Origin of the sequence: Desnuesiella massiliensis (genome assembly GCF_001403615.1) — a bacterium.
GTDB classification, from domain to species: domain Bacteria; phylum Bacillota; class Clostridia; order Clostridiales; family Clostridiaceae; genus Desnuesiella; species Desnuesiella massiliensis.
Genome location: NZ_LN879457.1, coordinates 451,924 through 475,370 on the forward strand (window position 1 = coordinate 451,924; position 23,447 = coordinate 475,370).

At 32.8% G+C, this 23,447-nt stretch carries 17 protein-coding genes and 1 riboswitch; of the genes, 16 read left to right on the forward strand and 1 reads right to left on the reverse strand.

Annotated elements, in window-relative coordinates; all coding sequences use genetic code 11:
- Positions 1 to 433: 433 nt before the first annotated feature.
- The gene (locus tag BN2665_RS20105; RefSeq protein ID WP_055668903.1) at positions 434 to 2,992 is read left to right on the forward strand and encodes a cation-translocating P-type ATPase; all 2,559 of its coding nucleotides are present in this window, start codon (positions 434 to 436) and stop codon (positions 2,990 to 2,992) included.
- A 98-nt stretch (positions 2,993 to 3,090) separates the two neighbouring features.
- Here the strand turns inward: BN2665_RS20105 and BN2665_RS20110 are convergent, their stop codons facing one another.
- Positions 3,091 to 4,128 carry a peptidoglycan DD-metalloendopeptidase family protein gene (locus tag BN2665_RS20110; RefSeq protein WP_055668904.1) on the reverse strand — a complete coding sequence of 346 codons (1,038 nt, stop codon included), beginning with the start codon at positions 4,126 to 4,128 and terminating at the stop codon, positions 3,091 to 3,093.
- A gap of 3 nt (positions 4,129 to 4,131) precedes the next feature.
- A riboswitch (cyclic di-AMP (ydaO/yuaA leader) is annotated at positions 4,132 to 4,251 on the reverse strand.
- 466 nt (positions 4,252 to 4,717) lie between these two features.
- Here BN2665_RS20110 and BN2665_RS20115 point away from each other — a divergent pair.
- The 15 genes from BN2665_RS20115 (at position 4,718) to BN2665_RS20185 (ending at position 23,443) form a co-directional block, all read left to right on the forward strand.
- Positions 4,718 to 6,442: a [Fe-Fe] hydrogenase large subunit C-terminal domain-containing protein gene (locus tag BN2665_RS20115; RefSeq protein ID WP_055668905.1), complete on the forward strand. Its 1,725-nt coding sequence runs from the start codon at positions 4,718 to 4,720 to the stop codon at positions 6,440 to 6,442.
- Positions 6,439 to 7,611: a SpoIIE family protein phosphatase gene (locus tag BN2665_RS20120; RefSeq protein ID WP_055668906.1), complete on the forward strand. Its 1,173-nt coding sequence runs from the start codon at positions 6,439 to 6,441 to the stop codon at positions 7,609 to 7,611. The genes BN2665_RS20115 and BN2665_RS20120 overlap by 4 nt, the downstream gene beginning before the upstream one ends.
- A gap of 341 nt (positions 7,612 to 7,952) precedes the next feature.
- The gene (gene cysS / locus BN2665_RS20125; protein WP_055668907.1) at positions 7,953 to 9,362 is read left to right on the forward strand and encodes a cysteine--tRNA ligase; all 1,410 of its coding nucleotides are present in this window, start codon (positions 7,953 to 7,955) and stop codon (positions 9,360 to 9,362) included.
- 197 nt (positions 9,363 to 9,559) lie between these two features.
- Positions 9,560 to 10,267 carry a FadR/GntR family transcriptional regulator gene (locus tag BN2665_RS20130; RefSeq protein ID WP_055668908.1) on the forward strand — a complete coding sequence of 236 codons (708 nt, stop codon included), beginning with the start codon at positions 9,560 to 9,562 and terminating at the stop codon, positions 10,265 to 10,267.
- A 13-nt stretch (positions 10,268 to 10,280) separates the two neighbouring features.
- Positions 10,281 to 11,642: an acyclic terpene utilization AtuA family protein gene (locus BN2665_RS20135; RefSeq protein WP_055668909.1), complete on the forward strand. Its 1,362-nt coding sequence runs from the start codon at positions 10,281 to 10,283 to the stop codon at positions 11,640 to 11,642.
- Between the two features lie 2 nt (positions 11,643 to 11,644).
- Positions 11,645 to 11,953, forward strand: coding sequence for a DUF4387 family protein (locus tag BN2665_RS20140; RefSeq protein ID WP_055668910.1), 309 nt, complete (start codon positions 11,645 to 11,647; stop codon positions 11,951 to 11,953).
- Between the two features lie 11 nt (positions 11,954 to 11,964).
- Positions 11,965 to 12,864: a ribokinase gene (gene rbsK, locus BN2665_RS20145; protein WP_074042373.1), complete on the forward strand. Its 900-nt coding sequence runs from the start codon at positions 11,965 to 11,967 to the stop codon at positions 12,862 to 12,864.
- 2 nt (positions 12,865 to 12,866) lie between these two features.
- The gene (locus BN2665_RS20150; protein WP_154674997.1) at positions 12,867 to 13,769 is read left to right on the forward strand and encodes an ABC transporter permease; all 903 of its coding nucleotides are present in this window, start codon (positions 12,867 to 12,869) and stop codon (positions 13,767 to 13,769) included.
- A gap of 10 nt (positions 13,770 to 13,779) precedes the next feature.
- Positions 13,780 to 14,658, forward strand: a complete 879-nt coding sequence (locus BN2665_RS20155; protein ID WP_055668912.1) for a carbohydrate ABC transporter permease — start codon at positions 13,780 to 13,782, stop codon at positions 14,656 to 14,658.
- Between the two features lie 50 nt (positions 14,659 to 14,708).
- Positions 14,709 to 16,172, forward strand: coding sequence for an extracellular solute-binding protein (locus BN2665_RS20160; RefSeq protein WP_055668913.1), 1,464 nt, complete (start codon positions 14,709 to 14,711; stop codon positions 16,170 to 16,172).
- Between the two features lie 16 nt (positions 16,173 to 16,188).
- A complete protein-coding gene (locus BN2665_RS20165; RefSeq protein ID WP_055668914.1) occupies positions 16,189 to 17,349 on the forward strand; it encodes an ADP-ribosylglycohydrolase family protein in 1,161 nt (386 codons plus the stop codon).
- A 13-nt stretch (positions 17,350 to 17,362) separates the two neighbouring features.
- Positions 17,363 to 19,465 carry an ADP-ribosylglycohydrolase family protein gene (locus BN2665_RS20170; RefSeq protein WP_082436028.1) on the forward strand — a complete coding sequence of 701 codons (2,103 nt, stop codon included), beginning with the start codon at positions 17,363 to 17,365 and terminating at the stop codon, positions 19,463 to 19,465.
- A 256-nt stretch (positions 19,466 to 19,721) separates the two neighbouring features.
- Positions 19,722 to 21,035 (forward strand): helix-turn-helix domain-containing protein, encoded by a 1,314-nt coding sequence (locus BN2665_RS20175; protein ID WP_055668915.1) that lies wholly within the window; start codon positions 19,722 to 19,724, stop codon positions 21,033 to 21,035.
- A gap of 237 nt (positions 21,036 to 21,272) precedes the next feature.
- Positions 21,273 to 22,478, forward strand: a complete 1,206-nt coding sequence (locus tag BN2665_RS20180) for a M20 metallopeptidase family protein (protein ID WP_055668916.1) — start codon at positions 21,273 to 21,275, stop codon at positions 22,476 to 22,478.
- Positions 22,463 to 23,443: a dihydrodipicolinate synthase family protein gene (locus tag BN2665_RS20185; protein WP_055668917.1), complete on the forward strand. Its 981-nt coding sequence runs from the start codon at positions 22,463 to 22,465 to the stop codon at positions 23,441 to 23,443. Before BN2665_RS20180 ends, BN2665_RS20185 begins: the two co-directional genes overlap by 16 nt.
- Positions 23,444 to 23,447: the final 4 nt, after the last annotated feature.

A 23,447-nucleotide genomic window follows, 5' to 3' on the forward strand; every position in this document is an offset into this window, starting at 1 on the left:
TATTAAGGCTATTTATAGAAGAATAATATGTTAAATATTTTATCCTAATTATATAGTATGACTTAGGGTGTAAGATGTTACATTTTAATCTCATATAATCAATATTTTAAGAGAGAGCTATGACTCGAAAAATAGCATATAAAACATAAATATTTTTAATAATAATGAAAAATATGGTTTGGTGTAAACAAAATATGAGATCTTTTGTGAGTTGTAAATTAGCACCAATAGATAAAGGAGTTTATTATCAATTGAAAATAATTATAATAGCAGTTAGTCGTTGACAACTGAGGAAATAAGTTATATATTAAACCTTATACTATTATCAATTGATAACATTTTGGTTAATTTTGCATATACTACTAATGTGGATATAAATATATGCAATGTAATGCATATACTCCGCTTAATTTATTAAAGAGAGGTACTAATTATGGAAGGTAGAGAATTTAGAGGTTTATCCTCGGAACAAGCAAAAGAACTTCAAAAAAAATATGGTTTTAATGAATTTGTAAAAAATGAAAAAGCTAACCCTATTAAAAAATTCTTAGGTGTGTTTAAAGAACCTATGTTTTTGCTATTGGTAGGAACTGCATTGCTTTACTTTGTACTAGGGCAAGCAAGGGAAGCCTGTATTATGCTATTTTTTGTTGCATTTGTTGCTTCTATTACTTTTATTCAAGAATGGAAGACTGAAAAAACTATGAATGCATTAAAAGAATTAACCTGTCCTCATATTAAGGTGTGGAGAGATGGAGAAGTGCAGACTATTAAAAGCAGTGATCTTGTACCTGGTGATATAGTTTATATTACTGAAGGTGAAAGAATTCCAGCAGATTGTAAGGTATTAGAGGTTTCAAATTTTTCAGTAGATGAATCTGTTTTAACAGGAGAAGCTGAACCGGTTTTTAAAAGTATGGAAGAAAAGCTTTATGATGATGAAGACAATAGTTCAAAGGACTATTGGAGAAAAGATATTGTTTATGCAGGAACCCTATGTATATTTGGTAAGTGCACTGCAAAAGTACTCTCCATAGGTTTTAGTACTGAATATGGGAAAATCAGCAAAGCAGTTAGTGAAGCAAAGGAAGAATTGACTCCGCTTCAAAGGAAAACTCAAGCTTTAGTTAAAAATTTAGCTATAGCAGGACTATTTCTTTGTTTGATAGTTATTATATTATCTTATACTTATAATCATAACCTGATACAGAGCATTTTATCGGGAATAACCTTAGCCATGGCTATAATTCCAGAGGAATTTCCCGTGGTGCTTACGGTTTTCTTGTCTATGGGTGCCTTTAGACTTGCTAAAAAGAATACTCTAATGAGAAGAGTTTCTGCTGTAGAAACGCTAGGATCAGCTACAATATTGGCAGTAGATAAGACTGGTACTATAACAAAAAATGAAATGGCTGTTAAGACTATTTTCATTGATAATAAATTTTTGACTGTAAAGGAGTTCGTAAATAGTGAATTTAGCAAATTAATGGTTTTGTCCTGTGAAAAAGATCCCTATGATCCTATGGAAAAAGCTATAGTAGGCTGTGCTAAAAATAATTTAAAGAATTTAAGCAGTTTATATCTTATGAATATTAGAGAAAAGATAGCTTTCGACCCTAAAACAAAGAGAATGGCTAATATATATGATTTAAATAATAAGTACTTTGTTACAGCTAAGGGCTCTCCAGAAACTATACTTCCTTTATGTAGTTTAAGCAAAGAGGAAGAGAGGGAAATCAATAGGGCTATTGATGATATGGCGGCTAAAGGTTTAAGAGTTTTAGCCTTTGCTGAAGCAACTACAGATAATATTCAAGGAGATTTAGACGGATATTCATTGAATTTTAAGGGATTGATAGGTTTACAAGATCCTCCAAAGGAAGGGGTAAAGGAAGCTATAGAGCTTTGTAAAAAAGCAGGTATTAGGGTAATTATGATAACAGGGGATTATAGCAAAACCGCTATGGCTATAGGAAATGAAATAGGCTTAAAATTCAAGGACTGTACTATTACAGGTGAAGACATAGATAATATGACAGAAAGTGAATTATGTGAAGCAGTGAAGCATTGTGATATCTTCTCAAGAGTTATACCAGAGCACAAAATGAAAATTGTTAAGGCTTTAAAAGCTAATGGGGAGATAGTAGCTATGACTGGGGATGGTGTTAATGATGCTCCAGCTCTTAAGCATTCTGATATAGGCATTGCTATGGGAAAAAGAGGAACGGAAGTGGCAAAAGAAGCAGCTCATATGATACTAATGGATGACAATTTTACTACTATAGTTAATTCCGTAAAAGATGGAAGAAGAATATTTGATAATATTAGAAAAGCTATGGTTTATATAATGGTAATTCATATACCTATTGTGGCATTAGCATTGTTTTCACCAGTGTTCAATTTGCCACAAATACTGCTTCCAGTTCATATTGTACTTCTTGAACTCATCATAGACCCAACTTGTTCTATTATTTTTGAGGTGGAGGATGCGGAACCTTATATTATGGAACAACCACCAAGATCACCTAAGGAGCCCTTGCTTACAAAAGGACTTACATTAAAAGTAATATTACAAGGTATAACTATGTTTCTAGCAGCCTTTCTTCCATTCCATTACTTGGTGGATTCTGGAGTAGAAGTAGACTTAGCCAGAAGTTTTTCATTAATGTGTCTAGTATCTTCAAATATTATTTTAGTTTTAGTAAACAGGTCAAATATTCAATACCTTATTAATGTATTTAAAGGCGCTAAAAATGGAGTAAGGCTTTTAATCAATAGTATAGCATTACTAATGGTTTTAGCTATAATTTATATTCCTATGCTTAATCCTATTTTTAAAACTAAAGCCCTTGATATAAAAATGTTAGCATATTCAGTGATTATGGGTTTTATTTCTTCTGGTTGGTGGGAAATAGTTAAGTTAGTAAAGAACAGAATAAATGCGAAAAAACATAAATCTACTATAAAAATTTCTAAGGAAATAGAAGCTTAAATAAAGTGCTTTTCAAAACTAAACTGCCTTTATTCAATGGTTAAACTCTATTGAATAAAGGGCAGTTTAAGTTGCTTTTATATTTATTACAGTTATATTTACTTAAGAAAAGATAGAGGGTTTACAGGTTCATCGTTTTGCCTAATTTCAAAATGTAAATGAGGTCCGGTAGAGTTGCCTGTACTTCCTGATAATGAAACAATAGCTCCTTTATCGACAGATTGTCCAACTTTCGCTAAAAGCTTTGAGTTGTGAGCGTAATAGGTTTTATATCCATTACCATGATCTATTATTATTAAGTTACCATAGTTCCCTTTCCAACCACTGAAGATTACTTTTCCGGAAGCAGCAGCTTTAACACTAGTTCCGGTCTCAACAGCAATATCAAGGCCAGTATGCTTAGAACCCCATCTTGAACCAAATTTTGAAGAGATATCTCCACTAGCAGGCCAAATGAAATTACTAGAAGTATTCTGAGTGCTAGTTGTTTTTTTATAAGTTTTATTATTCATATCATCTGAATCAGCTTTTTTTGTTTTTGTTTCATTAGAAGTACTCTTAACATTTATATTATTAGAAGTACTTTTAACGTTTATATCATTAGAGTCATCTTTAACCTTTATTTCAGTAATTCCCTTTAATATTAACTTTTCACCTATAGATAATATAGCAGGATTAGCTTTATCTTCTCTAATTATAGATTCTGGCGAAAGATTATAGTCTTTGGCTATAGACCAAAGATTGTCTTCTTTTTTAGTTTCATAAATAATTCCATCTATAGATGGAAAAAATAATTCTTGTCCAGCTTTTAATTCTGAATGTTCATTTAGTTTATTAGAAACTATAATACTGCTTGGAGAGATTATGAAGTCTTTAGATATACTTTCAATAGTATCTCCTTCACTAACTATGTATCTTATTATGTAAGGTTTATTAAACTCATCAAAAAACTTTGGATTAGTATAATATAAAATTTTTTGATCTAGGTCTGTACCTATTAGCTTAGTTAGAGTGTTTTCATTTAAAGTAGAAGGGTTATAGGTCAACGGAAGCGCTTTAGAGCTTGTACCGTTAACAAGTGGGCTCACCATTATTAGTGATGAAGCAATGAATAGCAATAATTTTTTCTTTATCATTAAAATCCTCCTCTATTTTGCTTACGAAGTTAGTTGACGGGTTAGGCCATAGAGTAGCCTTCACGAGGATTCACCCCAATAATATATCCTCCGCTCCTTAAAAGGATTCAGCAATCATAATGTTTTAGCCAGCTTTAGGAAGTAGCAGATAATTAATCCTTAAAAGCTGAAATAGCATATTTCTTCAATATATATATATAATAAATTAAAAAATAAAAAATTTAAATATGTAATTGATGGTTATGATTCCAGTGGAATCGAGATTTATCTATAAGCATAAAATTTCAAACCATGAATTATTTCCTGCGGTTCATTATTATTTTGTAATAATTAAATAGACTTAGTATTATAGCAAAGCTATTTAGGGGAGATGCCCAAGCAATAACTTTAGGGCATCTTGATGAGAAGAAAACAAATTTCTTCTATAATCATATAATAATAAATATTTATGTAGTTTTTATGTGGCTAAAAAATATTATATATAAATGATGTTGATAAATAATTAACAATAATAATATAATTAAATTAGGTATCGTAAAAAAATAACTAGTCAAAGATGCCTTATATAATAAGTGAAGGATGTGACCAAATGAAATACATGAATTTTTCTAAAGCTAATTGCAAGAATTGTTATAAGTGTCTTAGAGCCTGTCCAGTAAAAGCTATTAAATTTAAGAATGAGCAGGCTGAAATAGAAGAGGATAGATGCATTGCTTGTGGTCATTGTCTTTCTATCTGCCCTCAAAATGCCAGAAATGTACTTAGTGATATAGATAAGGTAAAATATATAGTAAATTCAAGCAGGCCAGTAATAGCAACCCTAGCACCATCCTTTGCTGGATTTTTTGATGTGGAAGAGGGAAAAGTCATCACTGCCTTAAAAAAACTAGGATTTTCCTATGTACATGAGACAGCTTATGGTGCAGAAATAGTAGCTAAGCTATATAATAAATATGTGGAGGAGCACCATCAAGATAATTATATTACTACATCTTGTCCTTCCGCTAACTATTTAGTGGAAAAATATTATCCTGAACTTGTTAAATACATGATTCCCGTGGTTTCACCTATGTTTGCTCATGGGAAAACTTTGAAGAACATTTATGGGAAAGATTCCTTTGTAGTTTTTATGGGGCCCTGTGATGCTAAAAAAGTTGAGGTAGAAGACTATAAAGAAGAAAAAATCATAAATGCAGTTATTACCTTTGAAGAGGTAAAAGCTTGGCTAAAAGAAGAGAATATTAACTTAGAAGATCTTGAAATATCAGAGTTTGAGCATAATGATTTATCTGGGGGAAGAAGCTTTCCTCTAGGTGGAGGAATATTAGAATGTATGGGTGGAAATTTTAAAAATAAGTCTCTAAACACTATTTCTGTAACAGGTACGGAAGATTGTATGGAAATTTTTAAATCCATGCAGCAGGGAAAGATTAAAAATTGCTTTGTAGAAGTAAGTTCTTGTAAAGGAAGCTGTATTGGGGGCCCTAAAATGATAAAAGATGAAGATGGATACTATACAAGGCTTAGCAAGGTGAGGAATTATATAAATAAAAGAGTGAAAAGTACTTCTATAGAAGGTGTGACTATTCCAGAAGAAGTTACTTTTTTTAGAAATTTTAGAGATAAAAAAATTATCAAAGAGAATCCAAGAGAAGAAGAAATAAATAAGATAATGAGGCAGATGGGGAAATTTACAAAAGAAGACGAGTTAAACTGTGGAGTATGCGGTTATAATACCTGTAGAGAAAAGGCTCAGGCTGTTTATGAAGGTATGGCAGAAGTCAGTATGTGTTTACACTTTATGAGAAGTAAGGCAGAGAGTCTATCTAATGTGATAATCGAGAATACACCTAATTGCTTAATTTTATTAGATGGAGATATGAGAATTAAAGAATTAAACCCTGCAGCAGAAAAAACTTTTCTAGTAGACAAAGAGAACATTATTGGAAAGTCCATATCTGTCTTGTTAGAAGATGAAGACTTTAAAGAAGTAAAGGAAACAGGAAAAGATATTATGGGCAAGAAGGTTGTCTATGGTAAGTATAATGCTGTATTTATAGAAAATGCATTATACCTAGAAAAGCAGGATGTGGTTTTAATTTCTTTAATGAATATAATAGATGAGGAGAGAAATAGAGAGGAACTTATTAAAATAAAAAGAAATGCGCTAAATGCTGCGGATGAAATTATTCAAAAACAAATGAGAGTTGCCCAGGAAATAGCTGGAGTCCTTGGAGAGACTACAGCGGAAACAAAATTAATATTGATGGAGCTTAGAAATGTGATAAGTGGAGAATCGGGGGAAGTAAAATGAGATATTTTGTTGATACCTCCTTTGACAGCTTAAAGAAGAAGGGCGAAGAACTCTGTGGAGATATGGTAGAAATCATTAAAATGGAAGATAGTACAGTAATGGTTTTAGCAGATGGGTTAGGAAGTGGTGTTAAGGCTAACATCCTTGCTACATTAACTAGTCGTATAGCAGGAACTATGATAAAGGGTGGAGCAGATATTTATGAAACGGTTCATACAATAATAAATACTCTGCCCATATGTAGCGAAAGGCATATAGCTTATTCTACCTTTACCATTATGAAGATAGATAAAAACGGTAAAACCTATGCTGTGGAATATGAAAATCCTCCATTTTTTTTAATAAGAAAAGGTGAAAGTATTAAAATAGATAAAAAAGAAACCATTATTAATGAACGGAAGGTTTTAGAAAGCAATTTCTGCCTACAAGAAAATGATGTTATAACTATTATAAGCGACGGGGTTTTGCATGCGGGCGAAGGAAATGTATTGAATATGGGATGGCAGTGGAGTGACGTAGAGAACTATCTGCTTAGAAGCAGTGGCAATAAAAAATGTGCAAAGAATATAAGCAGAGATCTTATCGATGCTTGTTGGTATTTATATGGATGCAAGCCAGGAGATGACGCAACCGCCATTGGAATTAAAATAAAAAGCCCTCAGTATGTAGATCTATTTACTGGCCCCCCTGAGGATAAGGCTAAGGATGCTTATGTAATCGATGAACTTATGAGAGGAAAAGGAAAGAAGATAATATGCGGAGGCACTGCCGCAAATATTGCAGAGAGAATACTTAAAAGGGATTTAGTTGTAGACACAAGGCAGATAAACTCCGAAATCCCTCCTATATTTTATATGGAAGGAGTAGACTTAATAACAGAGGGAGTTGTAACTTTAAACAAGTCAGTAGAAATCATAAGAAAATACACCAATTCTTTTCTTGAAGAGGGAAGAGAAAATATCCTTAAGGGTGAGGATGGAGCTATAAAGCTTTCAAGGATGCTCCTAGAGGAATGCACTCATCTTAATATGTGGATAGGAAAGGCTTGGAATAAAGCCTACGATAATGAAGAGTTTTACTTAAGTATAGGTATAAAGATGAGATTAGTTGAGGAGTTATGCGAGCTTATGCAAAGGCTTGGCAGAATAGTTAAGATAAATTATGTATAAAATATATATTAGGCTATGAATTTTATTAGATACATTATATAATAATAATATAAATTTAAGTTAGGAGGTTACTTATAATGATGTGTTGTTGCTGTTGTTATTTAAAATGTTTAATGTGTGCAAAAATAAATAACTACAGTCCTGCAAATTATTATGAGAACCATATTCTACTTTAATTTATAGCCAGTTTTGTAATAGATAAATAATATGCTATTGCTATAAATTTAATACTAAAAGATTAATCTAACTGCAGGTGATTTCCTGTAGTTTTTCTGTTTAAGAGAAACTACGAGAATGCTGCAGTTTTATTTTTTATATTTACTAAAAAAGGAGTAGTGAAAATGAAATTTTTAATTTACAACACATTAACAAGAAAAAAAGAAGAATTAATTACAGTAGAACCAGATAAGGTGAAGTTATATACCTGTGGTCCCACAGTATATAATTTTGCTCATATAGGAAATCTAAGGACTTATATATTTGAAGATCTCCTTAAAAAGTCTCTTAGTTATATAGGCTATGAAGTAAAACACGTTATGAATATTACTGATGTGGGACATTTAGAGTCTGATGGAGATTTAGGAGAAGACAAAATGGCCTTAGGTGCCAGCAGAGAAAAGAAAACAGTGTGGGAAATTGCAAGGTTTTATGAAGAAGCATTTCTTAAGGATTGCCAGCTGCTAAATATCGAAAAACCCTCAGTAATTTGCAGAGCCACAGAACATATTGAGGATATGATTGAATTTATTAAAATACTAGAAGAAAAAGGATTTACCTATATAGCAAATGGCAATGTGTATTTTTCTATTGATAAATATGAAAATTATAATAAACTTGCTAACCTTAGTATGGAAGAGCTTCAATCAGGAAGCAGGGTGGATATAGATCCTTATAAGAAAAATCCATTAGATTTTGTACTATGGTTTACAAATTCTAAGTTTACCAATCAGATAATGCAATGGCAATCGCCTTGGGGTAAGGGGTTTCCAGGTTGGCATATAGAATGTTCGGCTATGTCTATTAAATATTTAGGGGAACAAATAGATATTCATTGTGGAGGAGTAGATCATATACCGGTACATCATTCTAATGAAATAGCTCAATCAGAAAGCGCACTAGGGCATAGGTGGGTTAATTACTGGATGCATGGAGAGTTTTTAGTATTAAATAAGGGTAAGATGTCAAAATCTAGTGGAGACTTTCTCACTATAGACAGATTAAAGGAAGAGGGTTTTAGTCCCTTAGATTATAGATATTTCTGCATGCAATCAAGATATAGAAAGCAACTGGTGTTTAGCTTTGAAAGCCTTAAAGAGGCACAAAATGCTTTAAGTAAATTGAAAAATAGAATTAAAATTATTTCTAAGTATATTGAATCAGATGAAAATATAGATGCAAATAAGACAAATCAGTACAAAAACAAATTTATAGAACAAATAAGCAGTGATTTAAATTTGCCTAATGCATTTACTGTGTTAACTGAAGTAATAAAGAGTGAATTACTAAATAATGCAGAGAAAATATATTTGATAAAAGATTTTGATAATATATTTTCGCTAAATCTTGTTGAAGAAGAGCAGGTAGATGAAAATATTGATATTCATTGGATTGAACAGCTTATAGAGGAAAGAAATAAGGCAAGAATGCAAAAGGACTGGGCTAAGGCTGATGATATTAGAAAGCTTTTATTAAGTCATAGTATAGAATTAGTTGATACTAAAGAAAGGACAGAGTGGAAGTATAAAAAGTAAAGACATAGCAAATATACTATTAGAAAAGTATAACCGAGGGTAAAGTTAAATTATAATAACTTTACCCTCGGTTTTTATTTGTAGATTTATATACCGCAATTAAGAAAATTTAAAAAAGTTCAATAATTTAATTTGACTTTTAAAGTTTATTGTTATATAGTTTAATTGTTAAACAATTAAACTTAAGAGGTGAATTTATGGATTTTAAAACTGTAAAATCAGTTAACCTATCCGATCAGGTCGCGCAAGATATTATTATGATGGTTGAAAAAGGCGAACTTAAGCCTGGGGATAAACTGCCTACTGAAACCGTTTTAGCGGAAAAGTTAGGTATAAGCAGAGGAATATTGAGAGAAGCACTGATGATTCTTCAATACAAAGGATATATAAGCAGGAAGCCTAAGGATGGCACATATATAAGAGAGCTTCCAGAAAGCAACTCTATAAATGATTCTTTAATAAATTCTTTTAAGCAAGCGACCTATAAGGATTTAATAGAGATGAGAGAAGCCTTAGAGCAAAAAATTGTAGAGCTAGCAGTTAAAAATGCTACAGATAGAGATATTGAAGAAGTAGAGGCATTTTTAGAAAGTATTGACTCTAATGGAGAAAAAAATTCTATGTCAGATCATGACTTCCATTTGAGATTAGCTCAGCTTTCAAAAAATATACTTTTAACTAATTTTATTGATATATATTATGATTTGATTTGCGAACTAGGAGAAAGCAGTTTTAAAAATAATGAGAAGAGAAAAGCTGAGGTTTTGGAAGAGCATAAAAAAATAATTTCAGCAATTAAAGCTAGAAATGTAGAAGAAGCAAAAAAAGAAATATTAAGACACTTAAATATGGTAAAAAAATCGTTAGATTCAATTACTATGAATAAAAGCATTGATTTAAAGTAGGAGATGAGCTATTTTGGATAAAACAATTAAGATACTTTCACCTTGTGGAATGCTTGGTTATGGCTTTCCTAAGGAATCTTTTATTAAAGGTATTGAGGAAAAGCCTGATGCTATTGTTGTAGATGCAGGTTCTACAGATGCAGGACCTCATAAGCTTGGAGCAGGTGTAGCTATTGTAAGTAGAAGAGCGGCAAAAAAAGATATAGAACTATTATTAACAAGGGGACTAAGAAATAAAATTCCTGTAATAATAGGCTCTGCTGGCGGTGCTGGGGCAAAGCCACATGTAGAATGGACTCTAGATATTATTGATGAAATATTAAGAGAGAATGATTTAAAGGCAAAAATAGCAGTGATATGGTCAGATTTTTCTAAGGAAGAAATTATAGAAGCAGTAAGAGAAGATAGGATAGTACCTTTAGGAAAAGGGGTTAAGGAGCTTAAGGAAGATATAATTCTTGAAACTAACAGTATTGCAGCTCAAATGGGACATGAACCTATAATAGAAGCTCTTAGTAATGAAAACGATATTATTATATGTGGACGAGCCTATGATCCATCCCCTTTTGCAGCAGTAGGCATATATCATGGTATGGATATAGGGTTATCTTATCATCTAGGAAAAATATTGGAATGCGGAGCTTTATGTGCTGAACCTGGAACCACTAAGGATTGTATCCTTGGAACCTTAACAAAAGATTCTTTTACGGTAAAAGCTCTTAACCCTATAAGAAAATGTAATGAAGTTAGTGTGGCAGCTCATACTTTTTATGAAAAAGATCATCCTTATATTCTACACGGACCAGGATTTATTTTAGATTTAAGTAAATGTGAATTTAAGGAAATAGAGGATGGAGTAGTAGAAGTAAGAAATAGTCAATTTATAAAGAATGAAGATTACTTTATAAAATTGGAGGGTGCTAGAAAGGTAAGTTATAGAACCTTTGTAATAGCAGGTATCAGAGATCCGCTGCTTCTAAGTTCCATTGAGGAAGTAGAAGAGCTTGTACTAAATCAGGTACATCAATACTATAAGGAAATACCAAGAGAACAGTATAACATTAATTTCTATAATTATGGAAAAGATGGAGTAATGGGAAAGAAAGAAAAGGAATCCTTCTCTGGTCACGAAATTGGAGTTATGTTTGAAGTGGTAGCAGAGACTCAAGAGCTGGCTAATAGTATATGTGCTACAGTTAGATCTACCTTTTTACATTATGGATATGATGGAAGAAAATCTACTGCTGGGAATTTAGCCTTTCCTTTTGCACCAAGCGATATAGAATTTGGACCAGTATATGAGTTTTCTATATACCATCTTATGAAGGTAGACAATGGATTAAAACCTTTTAAAATCCAATATTTATGGAGGTAATTATGGCATCATTATTTGAACTAGCTAAAATACTTAGAAGCAAGAATTCAGGACCCTTTGAGCTTACATTAGATGTTCTGTTTGATAATGAAGAAAGTTATTTTAGAGTAAAAGAGTCCGGCAAGATAAACATAGATACAGTTTGTAAATTATATGGTATTACTGAGGATAGAGTCTGTAACATAGTTTTTTTTGATCCAGCTTTGGGCTTTAAAATTACTATTTTAAGAGATGTTTCCTCTGGAACTATTGGTGATAGAGATGTATATGGTGCTCAGCAGCACGCTCCTTTAATGAATTTAGAAGTATAGGGGGAAGTTAAGTGAATAGTATAGCAGTTGTTGGAAGTATAAATATGGACCTAGTAGTAGAAACTGATATTTCACCTAAAATGGGACAAACTATCTTAGGAAATAACTTCTTTATGTCTCCAGGAGGAAAAGGTGCAAACCAAGCGGTAGCAGCAGCTAGACTTGGTGGAAATATATGCATCTTTGGTTCCTTAGGAAGAGATGAAAACGGTATGCAAATGAAGTCTAATCTTCAAAAGGAAGGAATTGAAATTAAGCATATAAATTATGTGGAAAATGTGCCTACAGGGGTTGCAGTAATTGAGCTTTGCAGCAATGATAATAGAATAATAGTTGTACAAGGGGCGAATAATTTCACTAATATTACATATTTAGAAAAAGTAAAGGAAGAGCTTTTAAGCTTCGATGTTATCATAATGCAAATGGAAATACCTATAGAAGCAATAGAGTATATAGTAAGTTTCTTATATGAAAATAAAAAGACTATAGTGTTGAATCCAGCGCCAGCTTTACCCTTAAAGAAGGAACTCATTGAAAAAGTAACCTACATAACACCAAATGAGCATGAGTACAAAATCATTCTAAATACTGAGGAGAATATGGAAGAGGCATTAAGGAGATATCCTAATAAGTTAATTGTAACCCAAGGAAGTCAAGGAGTTAAATATTTTGACGGAGCAAATATCATCACAGTTCCTTGTATAAAAGTAGAGGCAATTGACACTACAGGTGCAGGAGATACTTTTTCTGGTGCCTTTTCAGTAGCTATCTCAGAGGGAAGAAGTTTATTTGAAAGTATTAGCTTTGCTAATATAGCAGCTGGAATATCTGTTACTCAAAAGGGTGCACAGGGAGGCATGCCTAAGAGAGAAGCTGTAGATAGAGTGTTTAATATTACGGAGGAAAAATGATTATGGAGATTAGAAATAATCTTAAGAAAATTAGAAAAGAGTGGATTCTATATGTAATGTTAATTCCTACTTTAGTGTATTTTATAGTATTTCATATTGTGCCTTTATTTGGTATGGTTCTTGCCTTTCAAGACTATAGAATTATAGGTGACAATGTATGGGTAGGGCTTAAGCATTTTAAGGTTTTATTTAGTTCACCAGCTTTCTTTAATGTGCTAAAGAATACTATTATAATCAGCACAATGAAAATAGTAATCTTCTTCCCAATCCCAATTATTTTATCTTTATTGATAAATGAGGTTAGGAGCGTAAGATTTAGAAAGTATGTTCAATCCATAGTATATTTACCTCACTTCTTATCCTGGGTAGTTATTGCAGGGATATGGATAAATTTATTAAACCCCACTGGTGGAGCTATTAATAATATACTAAATATTTTCAATATACCATCTGTGGATTTTATGACTAGCAAGGGACATATAAGATGGGTGCTGGTTTTCTCTGAGATGTGGAGAAGTGCTGGATGGGACTCTATAGTGTATTTAGCAGCCATAATGAAGATAAGTCCTTCCCTTTATGAGGCGGCATATATGGATGGAGCTAACAGACTGCAGCAGATGAAATATATCACCTTTCCAGAACTAAAGACCACCATAGTGACTGTATTTATATTAAATCTGGGCTTCTTTATGAATGCAGGCTTTGACCAAGTTGTAAATTTGATGAATGACTCAGTTATAAGTGTAGTAGACATATTAGATACCTATGTATACAGAATTGGTATATTAAATGGACAATATGCTTATGCCACAGCGGCCAGCTTGTTTAAAGGAGCTATTGGAGTAGTACTAATAATAGGAACTCATTTTTTATCAAAAAAATTAACAGGAAAAGGACTATGGTAGGAGGGAAAAAATGAAAAAACTGAAATGGTCTTCTATAATTATATATTCCACATTGTTCCTTATTACCTTGACAATGTTAATTCCACTTTTAAATATCTTAGCACTGTCGCTTACAGATCCTGCAAACGTACACAAAATGAGTGGATTAGATATTTTGCCTAAAGGATTATCTTTCATTAATTATAAGGTATTATTATCAAATCCCCAGATAGGTAAGAGTATTTTTAATTCTATATTTATTACCATAGTAGGTACCTTTATAAATCTGTTTTTTACAGCTATGGCAGCCTATGCATTAACGAGACCTAAATTTGTTGGGAAAAACATTTTTATGGTATTGCTAATAATAATTATGGTATTTGAACCTGGATTAATACAGGAATATTTAGTAGTAAAAAATTTGAACTTACTAGATACTTATGCTTCAGTAATACTTTATAAAGCTGTAAATGTTTATTATTTGATTATATTAATGAGGTTTTTTGAGGATGTTCCCGAGACTATTTTGGAAGCTGCAAGGGTAGATGGGGCAGGACATTTCACTATATTTACAAAGATAATGCTTCCATTATCTAAACCAGCCTTAGCAACCCTAGGATTGTTTTATGGTGTTTTTCACTGGAACGAATTCTTCAGAGCTTCAATTTACTTGACCAGTCAGAGCAAGTGGCCTTTACAATTGGTGTTAAGACAATTTGTTGTAGTAAAGGATACTGTTTCTATGTTAGGAGTAAATAGTTTATTATCTTATAACCAAGCAGCACAATTAGATTATGGTTCACTTCAAGCAGGTACTATAGTCATAGCTATAATACCAATGCTTGCACTTTATCCGATTATACTTAAATATTATGTAAAGGGTAATTTGGAAGGTGGAGTTAAGGAGTAAATATATTAATAATGTGATTTAATAATATTTAATTTTTAAGGAGGAAAATCATGAAAAAGAGATTACTTGGTATCATAACTGCCGCAGCCATTACATTCAATTTAACTGCTTGCAAGCCAAAGGAGAAGGCAGAGCCTGTCAAATCTGGAGGAACAGTAACTTTGAAATTAGTTATGAAGGATGAAGGACCTTCCAATCCTGTAGCTGTAAATTATTTTAAGGCCCTAGAAAAAGGACTTAAAGAAGATGAAGGACTTGACGTAAAGATCGAATTAGTGGAAATGCCACAAGGAAACTATGCTGAAAAATTAAATTTAATGTTAGTTGGTGGAACTATTCCAGACATAATATACTTCCAAGGTGGAGATCAGCAGATTTCGCAGCAAGGACTACTCGAAGATTTAAATCCCCTTATTAAAAATTCAAAATATATCAAGAATATAATGATGCCTCATAATACAGAAAGAATGAACAATTATCCTTATTTATTATGGGTAAAGCCTCTGTCACAAAAGGCGCCAGTTATTAGAAAGGATTGGTTTGATAAAATGCAAAGCTCTAAAGCTTTAGCAGAAAATCCTACTACTGAAAACTACTATAATTTCTTTAAAGAATTAAAAACCAACCCTCCAGGAGGAAAGGATAAACCTTCCTACGGTGTAACTGTAGCTGGAAGCATTGATGAGCTAGACAATATATTTAATATGGCCTTCGGAGTTACATCAACTTGGATGAAGGATGCAAGTGGTAAGTATGTATATTCAAAAGTTACTGAAAATGAGAAGGAAAAGCTTGCATTCTATAGCAAACTATATAAAGAAGGATTATTAGATCCACAATTTGTTACTAAAAAATGGGATACTAAAGAAAAAGCTTTCTTTGATGGACAAGCAGGAGTTATATCTGGAACAGCAGGAAAAGTTATAGACATATATGAAGGAAAAATGAAAAAAGCTAATAGTGAAAGTCAAGGGATTGTAGTACTTCCACCAGCAAGTGGAAAGAGCCAAGGATTTGGAGCTACAGATGTAACTAAGGAAACAAGAGGAATAGGTATATATTCTAAATCACAAAACAAAGAAGTAGCCTTCAAGGTATTAGATTATCTTGCAAGCCCTAAAGGACAAATGCTAGATAGGCTTGGATTTGAAAATGAACATTATAAGGTAGTAGATGGAAAAATTGAATTAACAGATAAGGCACAAGAATGGTATGCAAGATTTTGGGAACCAAGTGAATTTAAACCTTCAACGCCTTTAAAATCTTCACTTTTAGGAGAACCTGGTCAAAAATCTCTTGATATGACTCAAAAATATTATGCTAAGGATATAAACTTTATAGTACCAGAGGAGTACACTGCGAAATGGGATGCAATGCAGAATTTATACAAAGAGTATTCCACTGATATAATCACAGGTAAGAGACCTGTAAGTGATTTTGATAAATTTATTCAAGATTGGAATAAAGCAGGTGGAGCAGAGATAACCAAATATGCTAATGAAAAAATAAAATAACTCAGGAGGACGAATAATGGTTACTTTTCAAGAACGTGTTAGAGGCGTGATATTAGCTACTGCCTATGGAGACGCTATAGGCGCTCCTATAGAGAAGCTGAGTTACGATGAAATTAAAGCTAAGTACGGAAGAGTTACAAAGCTGGATACAAAATGGTATAAGGCAGATTATGCACCAGAGCAGAGATTGAACCGAATGAGAGGAAGTGGCATAGTTACAGATGATACATTGATGACTTTGGCACTGATGAGAGTATATGGTGCAAAGAGAAGACACCTTGATGCTTATGATATGGGAGAGGAATTTGTCAAAGAGATTGCCTTTAGACCAACCTTCATACCGGAGTTTGGGAAAGAAGCCTTAATAATTGATAGACTTTTTTATCCTGAAAAGTATATATTTATTCGTCACGTACTTTCTAACTGTGATCCAAGAGAAGGTGGAATTGGTAACATGGTAAATTGTGGGGCGGCTATGTATATTGCGCCTATAGGCATTGTAAATGCCTGCAATCCTAAGGCTGCTTACGATGAGGCCATAGCCTTTGCCATGGGACACCAATGTAGTTATGGACTTGAGGCTGCAGGGGTACTTGCAGCCTGCGTTGCAAAAGCCTTTGAACCAGAAGCTTCCATAGAAGATATTATTAAAACAGCCATAGATTTAGCTAAGGATGGAACAAAAAAAGCTATCGAGGAATTAGTAAAAGCAGCAAAGGAATTAAAGCCCTACAGAGAAGATAAAGATAAAATCATAGAATGTTTTCATAATATTATAGCTAAATATTCCCCTATGAAAGATGATATTTCAAGAAGTATAGATAAGGTAGGAGTACCATCAAATCACTATACGCCAAGCAGACTATTCAGCATAGAAGAACTTCCTCTTGCTTTAGCCTTTATAGTATTAAATGAGGGCAGCTTCCATGAAGCTATATTAGATGGAATAAATTCAGGAAGGGATACTGATTCCATAGGTGTTATGATTGGTGTAATTTTAGGAGCTATGTATGGATCAACAGTTATCAGTGATGATGATATAAATATGCTTGAGAAAGCTAATAAAATGAATTTGTTAGAAAGTGCTGATAGATTTTCTAATATTGCTAAAGAGATAATAGATAACGATTTGCATGAATATGAAAAAAGAAGAAGATTACTTGAAAATATTTACTAAGGAGGAGAGTAAAGTGATTCCTAAGGATTATTTAGAGAGAGTATATGCAGGCTTTTTAGGTATGAATGTAGGTATAAGACTAGGAGCACCAGTAGAACCCACCTCTTGGACTTATGAAAGAATAAAGCGTATATATGGAGACATAAAGAATTATGTAAAGGATTATAAAAATTTTGCTGCAGATGATGATGTTAATGGACCAGTTTTTTTTATCAGAGCTCTTTATGATGATGCTGTAAATAGAGAACTTAGAGCAGAGGATGTAGGTAAAGCATGGTTAAACTATACTAGAGAAGGCATAGGAATGTTTTGGTGGGGTGGCGAGGGTGTAAGCACTGAACACACAGCCTTTCTAAATTTAAAAAAGGGCATTGAAGCACCTAGATCTGGTTCAATCGAACAAAACGGCATAGTTTTAGCAGAGCAAATTGGCGGGCAAATTTTTATAGATACTTGGGGATTAATATTTCCTAATAATATAGAAAAAGCAGCAGAGTATTCTGAAAAGGCGGCTAGCGTATCCCATGATAAAAATGGTCTATATGGAGCAAGATTTATGGCCGCTTGTATAGCAAAGGCTTTTTCAGCAAAAGACATAGAGGAAATAATAGAAGCTGGTTTATCTGTGATACCTGAAGAAAGTACCTATGCGGCAGTAGTAAGGGCTGTGCTAGATTTCTATAAAAAAAATCCCAAGGATTTTAGCCTTTGTAGAAAATATTTAGAGGACAATTGGGGATACGATAAATATCCAGGTATATGCCACATAATACCTAATGCAGGAGTATGTGCGCTGTCCCTGGTTTATGGAGAAGGGAACTTTGCAAGAACTGTTGAAATAGCTACTATGTGTGGTTGGGATACAGACTGCAATGCAGGAAATGTAGGGACTATTTTAGGGGTGTTTGCTGGTATAGAAGGAATAGAGGAACATTATAGAAAACCTATGAATGATTTTATAATGACCTCTAGTGTATCGGGATATCTTAACATACTTGATGTTCCAACTTTTGTTAAGGAGTTAGCCTTACTTGGATATAAATTATCTGGAGAGAAAGCTCCAGAGTGCTTAATAGATAGCTATAAAGAAGGAGAACTATATTTTGATTTTGAGCTTCCAGGAGCCACTCACGGCTTTAGGACTTCCAATACCTTTAAAACTAGACTTAGACATAGCGACGAGAAGGGCTATAATAGTAAGGGATCTCTTGAAGTTATGTTTGACAGAATGGTAAACACAGATAAAAGCAAAATCTTTTATAAACCCTTCTATAGAAGAGAGGATTTTGAGGACGAAAGATATAAGCCTAATTGTGCTCCAAAGGTATATAGCGGGCAATGTGTGTCCTTAGATATTTTCTTAGATAAATGGGAAGGTAATAGAGTAATAATCACGCCATATGTTAGGAATAGCTTTACTAAGGACGATATTGTATTGAATAAGCATGAATTAAAAAATCAACAGTGGAATCATATTGAATTCACAGTGCCAGATACTGAAGGAGCTCTTATTGATGAGGTAGGAATAATTATAGAAAGTCCTTCACAATTAACTGAGAGAGCCCTTGGAAGATTATTTATAGATAATTTCCATGTTAAAGGGAGAGCTAAATATACCATAGATTTTTCAAAGCAAGCTTCAGAGTTTTTAAGTATCACACCTTTTGCGCACAATAGAGGAACTTGGAGTATAGAAGACAAACATATGAAATGTGTATCCTCTGATGGTTGCTCATGTTACACAGGGAACTACTATATTAAGGACGTAAATTTAAAAGTAAATATAAATCCCTTAGAAGGATATAATCACTATGTAACTTTTAGAGCAAAAGGTATTTATAGAAACTATATGGCAGGTTTTGATGGAAAGGATAGGGTGTCCTTAATAGTAAATGATTTTGGATATACTACATTAGCTACAGTTCCATATGCCTATGACCTTAACAAGGAATATAGTTTTGAAGTAGAGGTAAAAGGAAATAACATAAAGTTCTCTATTAATGGTGAGGTACTCATAGAAAAGGAGCATAGTAAATTTGAAAATGGTATGTTCGGATTTTCATCCCTTGAAAAGGGAGAGAGTTTACTATCTCAGTGGGTAATAGAGGAGTTATAAAAATAAAGGCAAATTAATCAAAGAATTGTGGTCAACTAAAAGAAGATTTTTATTATCTTTTAGTTGACCCTTTTATTTTTATTACACTTTATAAAAGGCTGCTATAAGAGTTAATTTCGTTAAGAGGATTTTATGTAAACTTATGATTATTAGAAATAATTTTATTTTTAGCTCTTTAACTAGTTGAAGAAGGTTTTTAATAATGTTATCATTAATTAAGGACTAAATACGGACATTTGTCAAAGAGGTGTATAGCATGGCTATTAATATAGCGGTACTAGGTCCTAAGGATCTAGTTTCAAAAACTATTGAAGAGGGAATGAATTTTCAGGATTTAAATTTAAAGGACTATGGATATGGAAATGAATCACAGACTTTAATGCTAGCAGAAAAGGCACAGGAGCATGAAAATATTCTGCTATTTACAGGGCCTATACCCTACTACATGGCTAGGAATAGTGATTTAATAAAGATCCCTATGATTTATGTTTCTTATTCTGGAACAGCCTTTTATAAGGTTCTATTCAGTTATTTAGAACAAATAAAATGGGATAATACTAAAACTATCAGGTTCAGTATAGATACAATACATGAAGCTTTAGTAGAAGAGATGTTAGAGGAATTAGGGATATATGATTATAAAATATACGTAAAAGAATATGAAGACTATATCACCACAGAAGAGATAATTGAATATCATAATAAGCTTTATAATGAAGGCAAAACAGATGTAGCAATTACCTGCTTGACTTCTGCTTATGATAAATTAATTGGAATGAACATACCAACTTATAGAATAACTCCTACAGTAAACTGTATAAGAGAGGCTTTAAGGCTTGCTAAAACAGAAGCTAAAAACGTTAAATCCATGAAAGGACAATTATGCATAGGTATATTAAAAATATCAAATTGGAATGAAATGAATACCTATGTTCCATCAGAGTATACACAACAAAGGCTGAGGTTGAACCTTATGGAAATGTTTATAGATTTTTGCGAAAAAATAAAAGCCTCTATGAAAATAGTAAATGAGGACGAATATATTTTTTATGCAACTAGAGGAGCCATAGAAGATATAACAGAAAATTATAAGTATATGCCTATTATAAAAGAAGTTAATGACTCTTTGCCTTTTAAGATATCTATAGGACTAGGCTTTGGATATACTGCTAATCAAGCAGAGCAGAATAGTCAAGAAGCCATAAAATACTGTGGTACTTTTAATAAAAACTGTTGTTATGTGGTTATGGAAGACGGAATGGTTATGGGGCCTTTAGAAAGAGGAAAGAATATTGAATTTTATTCTAGAAGTGAAGATGAAGCTTTGTTAAAGCTAGCAGAAAAAAGTAAGGTTAGCGTAGGGACCTTAAATAAAATAGTAGGGCTTACTAAAGCTCTAAATAAAGATGTCATTACGGCCAATGATATTGCTGACACTATGAATATAACCTTGAGAAGTGCTAGAAGGATTTTAAGTGCATTGGAAGAGGCTGATATTGCAAAGGTAGTTGGAGAAGAGCAACCAGCAGGCAGAGGGCGGCCAAGACAGATTTTTAAAATTTTAATATAAAGTAAAATTATAGGATTATGGTATAAAAGCTTAGCTTATGTATGCTTGATTCTTCGAAGTATCAGCGAAGAACAGGTGTGCATAAGGTAATTAACTGAATTTTTGTTTCTCAATAGTCTAAGATCTATAAAAATAAATTTAAAAAAATTAAGAAATAAAGAAGGATTTTTTTAATAAGTGTGTAATATAATATATTAAGGACTATAAAAGGACTTTTCCTAAAATAGAGGTGTTATTATGAACTTAGCTGAGTTAATAAAAGAAAAAACAGAAATATATGCTGAAGAGATAATTTCCGTGAGAAGACATATACACAGTGATGCAGAGCTATCATTAAAAGAATATAACACATCAAATTATATAAAAGAAAAGCTTAATTTGATGGGCATTGATATAGTTCCTAATATAAGTGGAACATCCTTAGTTGGATTAATTAAAGGAGGCAAAAAAGGGCCTACCATAGCTTTAAGAGCTGACATGGACGCATTGCCTATAGAAGAAAAAAATTCTATAGAATATAAGTCTAGAAATAAAGGGGTTATGCATGCTTGTGGTCATGATGGACATGTAGCTATGCTGTTAGGTACTGCTATGCTGCTGAATTCTATGAAAGAAGAAATAGCAGGTAATGTGAAGTTTATATTCCAATCAGCAGAGGAGCAATTTGGAGGAGCCAAAACCTTAATAGAAGATGGTTGCATGGATAATCCAAAGGTAGATAGAATATATACCCTTCATCTTTGGCCAGATTTGCCTAAGGGTACCATAGGAGTCAAGGAAGGATGCATTATGGCTTCTAATGATAAGTTTGAGATCTGTATTGAAGGCAAGACAGCACATGGAGCTATGCCTCATCTAGGAAAAGATGCTTTAACTACAGGAATTCAAATAGTTAATTCCCTATACAATATTAACTCAAGAGAAATTAATCCCCTAGAGCCCTTTGTATTAACAGTGGGAAGATTTGAATCTGGTATAGATTATAATATAGTTCCTTCTAGTACAGGGATAAAGGGCACTGTAAGAACAGTAAAGGAATCCACTAGAGATTACGTGGAGAAAAAACTATGTAATACAGTTAAAATGATTGGTAATTTAAATGAGGTAGAAGCTAGGGTTGATTATATAAGACAATATCCACCTACCATAAATAATGAAGAAGCAGTGAAGGAATTATTAAAGGTCATGACCTTAATTAATAAATCTAAGGATATAGTACTTTTAAAAGAACCTTATATGACAGCAGAGGATTTTGCTTATTATTTGAATGAAGCTAAAGGAGCTATGGTTTTCCTTGGAACAAAGGACGAAATATATAATCATCCTCTTCACCATGAGGAATTTAACTTTGATGAGAGTGTGTTGATGGAGGGGGTAGTTTTAATGAGTACTATGGCTTTAAGCTTTCTAAAGGAGGAGGAAGTAAAATGTATGAAGATTTAATAGAGAAGATGAGGCATGGAATATTTCCAGCAGTGCCCATACCTTTTAAAAAAGATGGAACTATAGATGAGAAAGCTCAAAATAGCTACGTAGAGTATATGAAAGCCCAACCCATAGATGGACTTTCTATATGGGTGCATACGGGCAGAGGACTTTTAATAAGTGAAAAGCAAAGAGAAGCAGTGATGAGGCTTTGGAGAGAAGCCTTTAAAGATAAATTAATCATTGCTGGTGTGGGAGCAATTAAGGAAGAGAACAGCTATAAGGAGTATGATGAAAAGAAATATATAGAAAATTCCTTAGCTATGGCTAAAAAGGCAAAGGATTTGGGTGCAGATGCGATTTTAGTTTTCGCTCCTACCATATTCAAAAATTTAGCTAATAGTGAAGAAAAAATTATAAGTTATCATAAGGAAATAGCTAAGGCAGGATTACCTATAATATTGTTTTATCTTTATGAAGAAGCAGGTGGAATTTCTTATTCTAAGAGCGTATTAGAAGAATTATTAGCTATGGAAGAGGTTATTGGAATAAAGATGGCCACCTTAGATTCAGTGATGACTTATCAAGATATATCAGAGTTTTTAAAGAATAACTTTAAAAATAAGCTGCTGATAACAGGGGAAGATAGGATGTTTGGTTACACCATGATGAGAGGAGCACAGGGTGCCTTAATAGGGCTTGGAAGTGCTTGCGGAAAGCTTCAAAAGGAAATGATGGAAGCTTATTATAATGGTAATCATAAAGAATTTTTAGAGCTTTCAGAAAAGGTGGATAAACTAGCAGAGTGCACCTTTGTAAAGCCCATGGAAGGATATATAAAAAGAATGCTCACAGTATTAAATCTTTTAGGAGTAATACCAAAGGAAGCTGCTTATGATCCCTTTGGGCCTATAGAAGAGTTAGAGGAAGAAGAAATAGAAAAGATAAAAAATGTTTTAATAGACATTGGTGAGCTAGAATAGGAGG

Excerpts from the sequence above, each read along its gene's own strand:
- BN2665_RS20105 (WP_055668903.1), top strand. The coding sequence starts at position 434 with ATGGAAGGTAGAGAATTTAGAGGTTTATCCTCGGAACAAGCAAAAGAA.
- BN2665_RS20110 (WP_055668904.1), bottom strand. The coding sequence starts at position 4,128 with ATGATAAAGAAAAAATTATTGCTATTCATTGCTTCATCACTAATAATG.
- BN2665_RS20115 (WP_055668905.1), top strand. The coding sequence starts at position 4,718 with ATGAAATACATGAATTTTTCTAAAGCTAATTGCAAGAATTGTTATAAG.
- BN2665_RS20120 (WP_055668906.1), top strand. The coding sequence starts at position 6,439 with ATGAGATATTTTGTTGATACCTCCTTTGACAGCTTAAAGAAGAAGGGC.
- cysS (WP_055668907.1), top strand. The coding sequence starts at position 7,953 with ATGAAATTTTTAATTTACAACACATTAACAAGAAAAAAAGAAGAATTA.
- BN2665_RS20130 (WP_055668908.1), top strand. The coding sequence starts at position 9,560 with ATGGATTTTAAAACTGTAAAATCAGTTAACCTATCCGATCAGGTCGCG.
- BN2665_RS20140 (WP_055668910.1), top strand. The coding sequence starts at position 11,645 with ATGGCATCATTATTTGAACTAGCTAAAATACTTAGAAGCAAGAATTCA.
- BN2665_RS20150 (WP_154674997.1), top strand. The coding sequence starts at position 12,867 with ATGGAGATTAGAAATAATCTTAAGAAAATTAGAAAAGAGTGGATTCTA.
- BN2665_RS20155 (WP_055668912.1), top strand. The coding sequence starts at position 13,780 with ATGAAAAAACTGAAATGGTCTTCTATAATTATATATTCCACATTGTTC.
- BN2665_RS20160 (WP_055668913.1), top strand. The coding sequence starts at position 14,709 with ATGAAAAAGAGATTACTTGGTATCATAACTGCCGCAGCCATTACATTC.
- BN2665_RS20165 (WP_055668914.1), top strand. The coding sequence starts at position 16,189 with ATGGTTACTTTTCAAGAACGTGTTAGAGGCGTGATATTAGCTACTGCC.
- BN2665_RS20175 (WP_055668915.1), top strand. The coding sequence starts at position 19,722 with ATGGCTATTAATATAGCGGTACTAGGTCCTAAGGATCTAGTTTCAAAA.
- BN2665_RS20180 (WP_055668916.1), top strand. The coding sequence starts at position 21,273 with ATGAACTTAGCTGAGTTAATAAAAGAAAAAACAGAAATATATGCTGAA.
- BN2665_RS20185 (WP_055668917.1), top strand. The coding sequence starts at position 22,463 with ATGTATGAAGATTTAATAGAGAAGATGAGGCATGGAATATTTCCAGCA.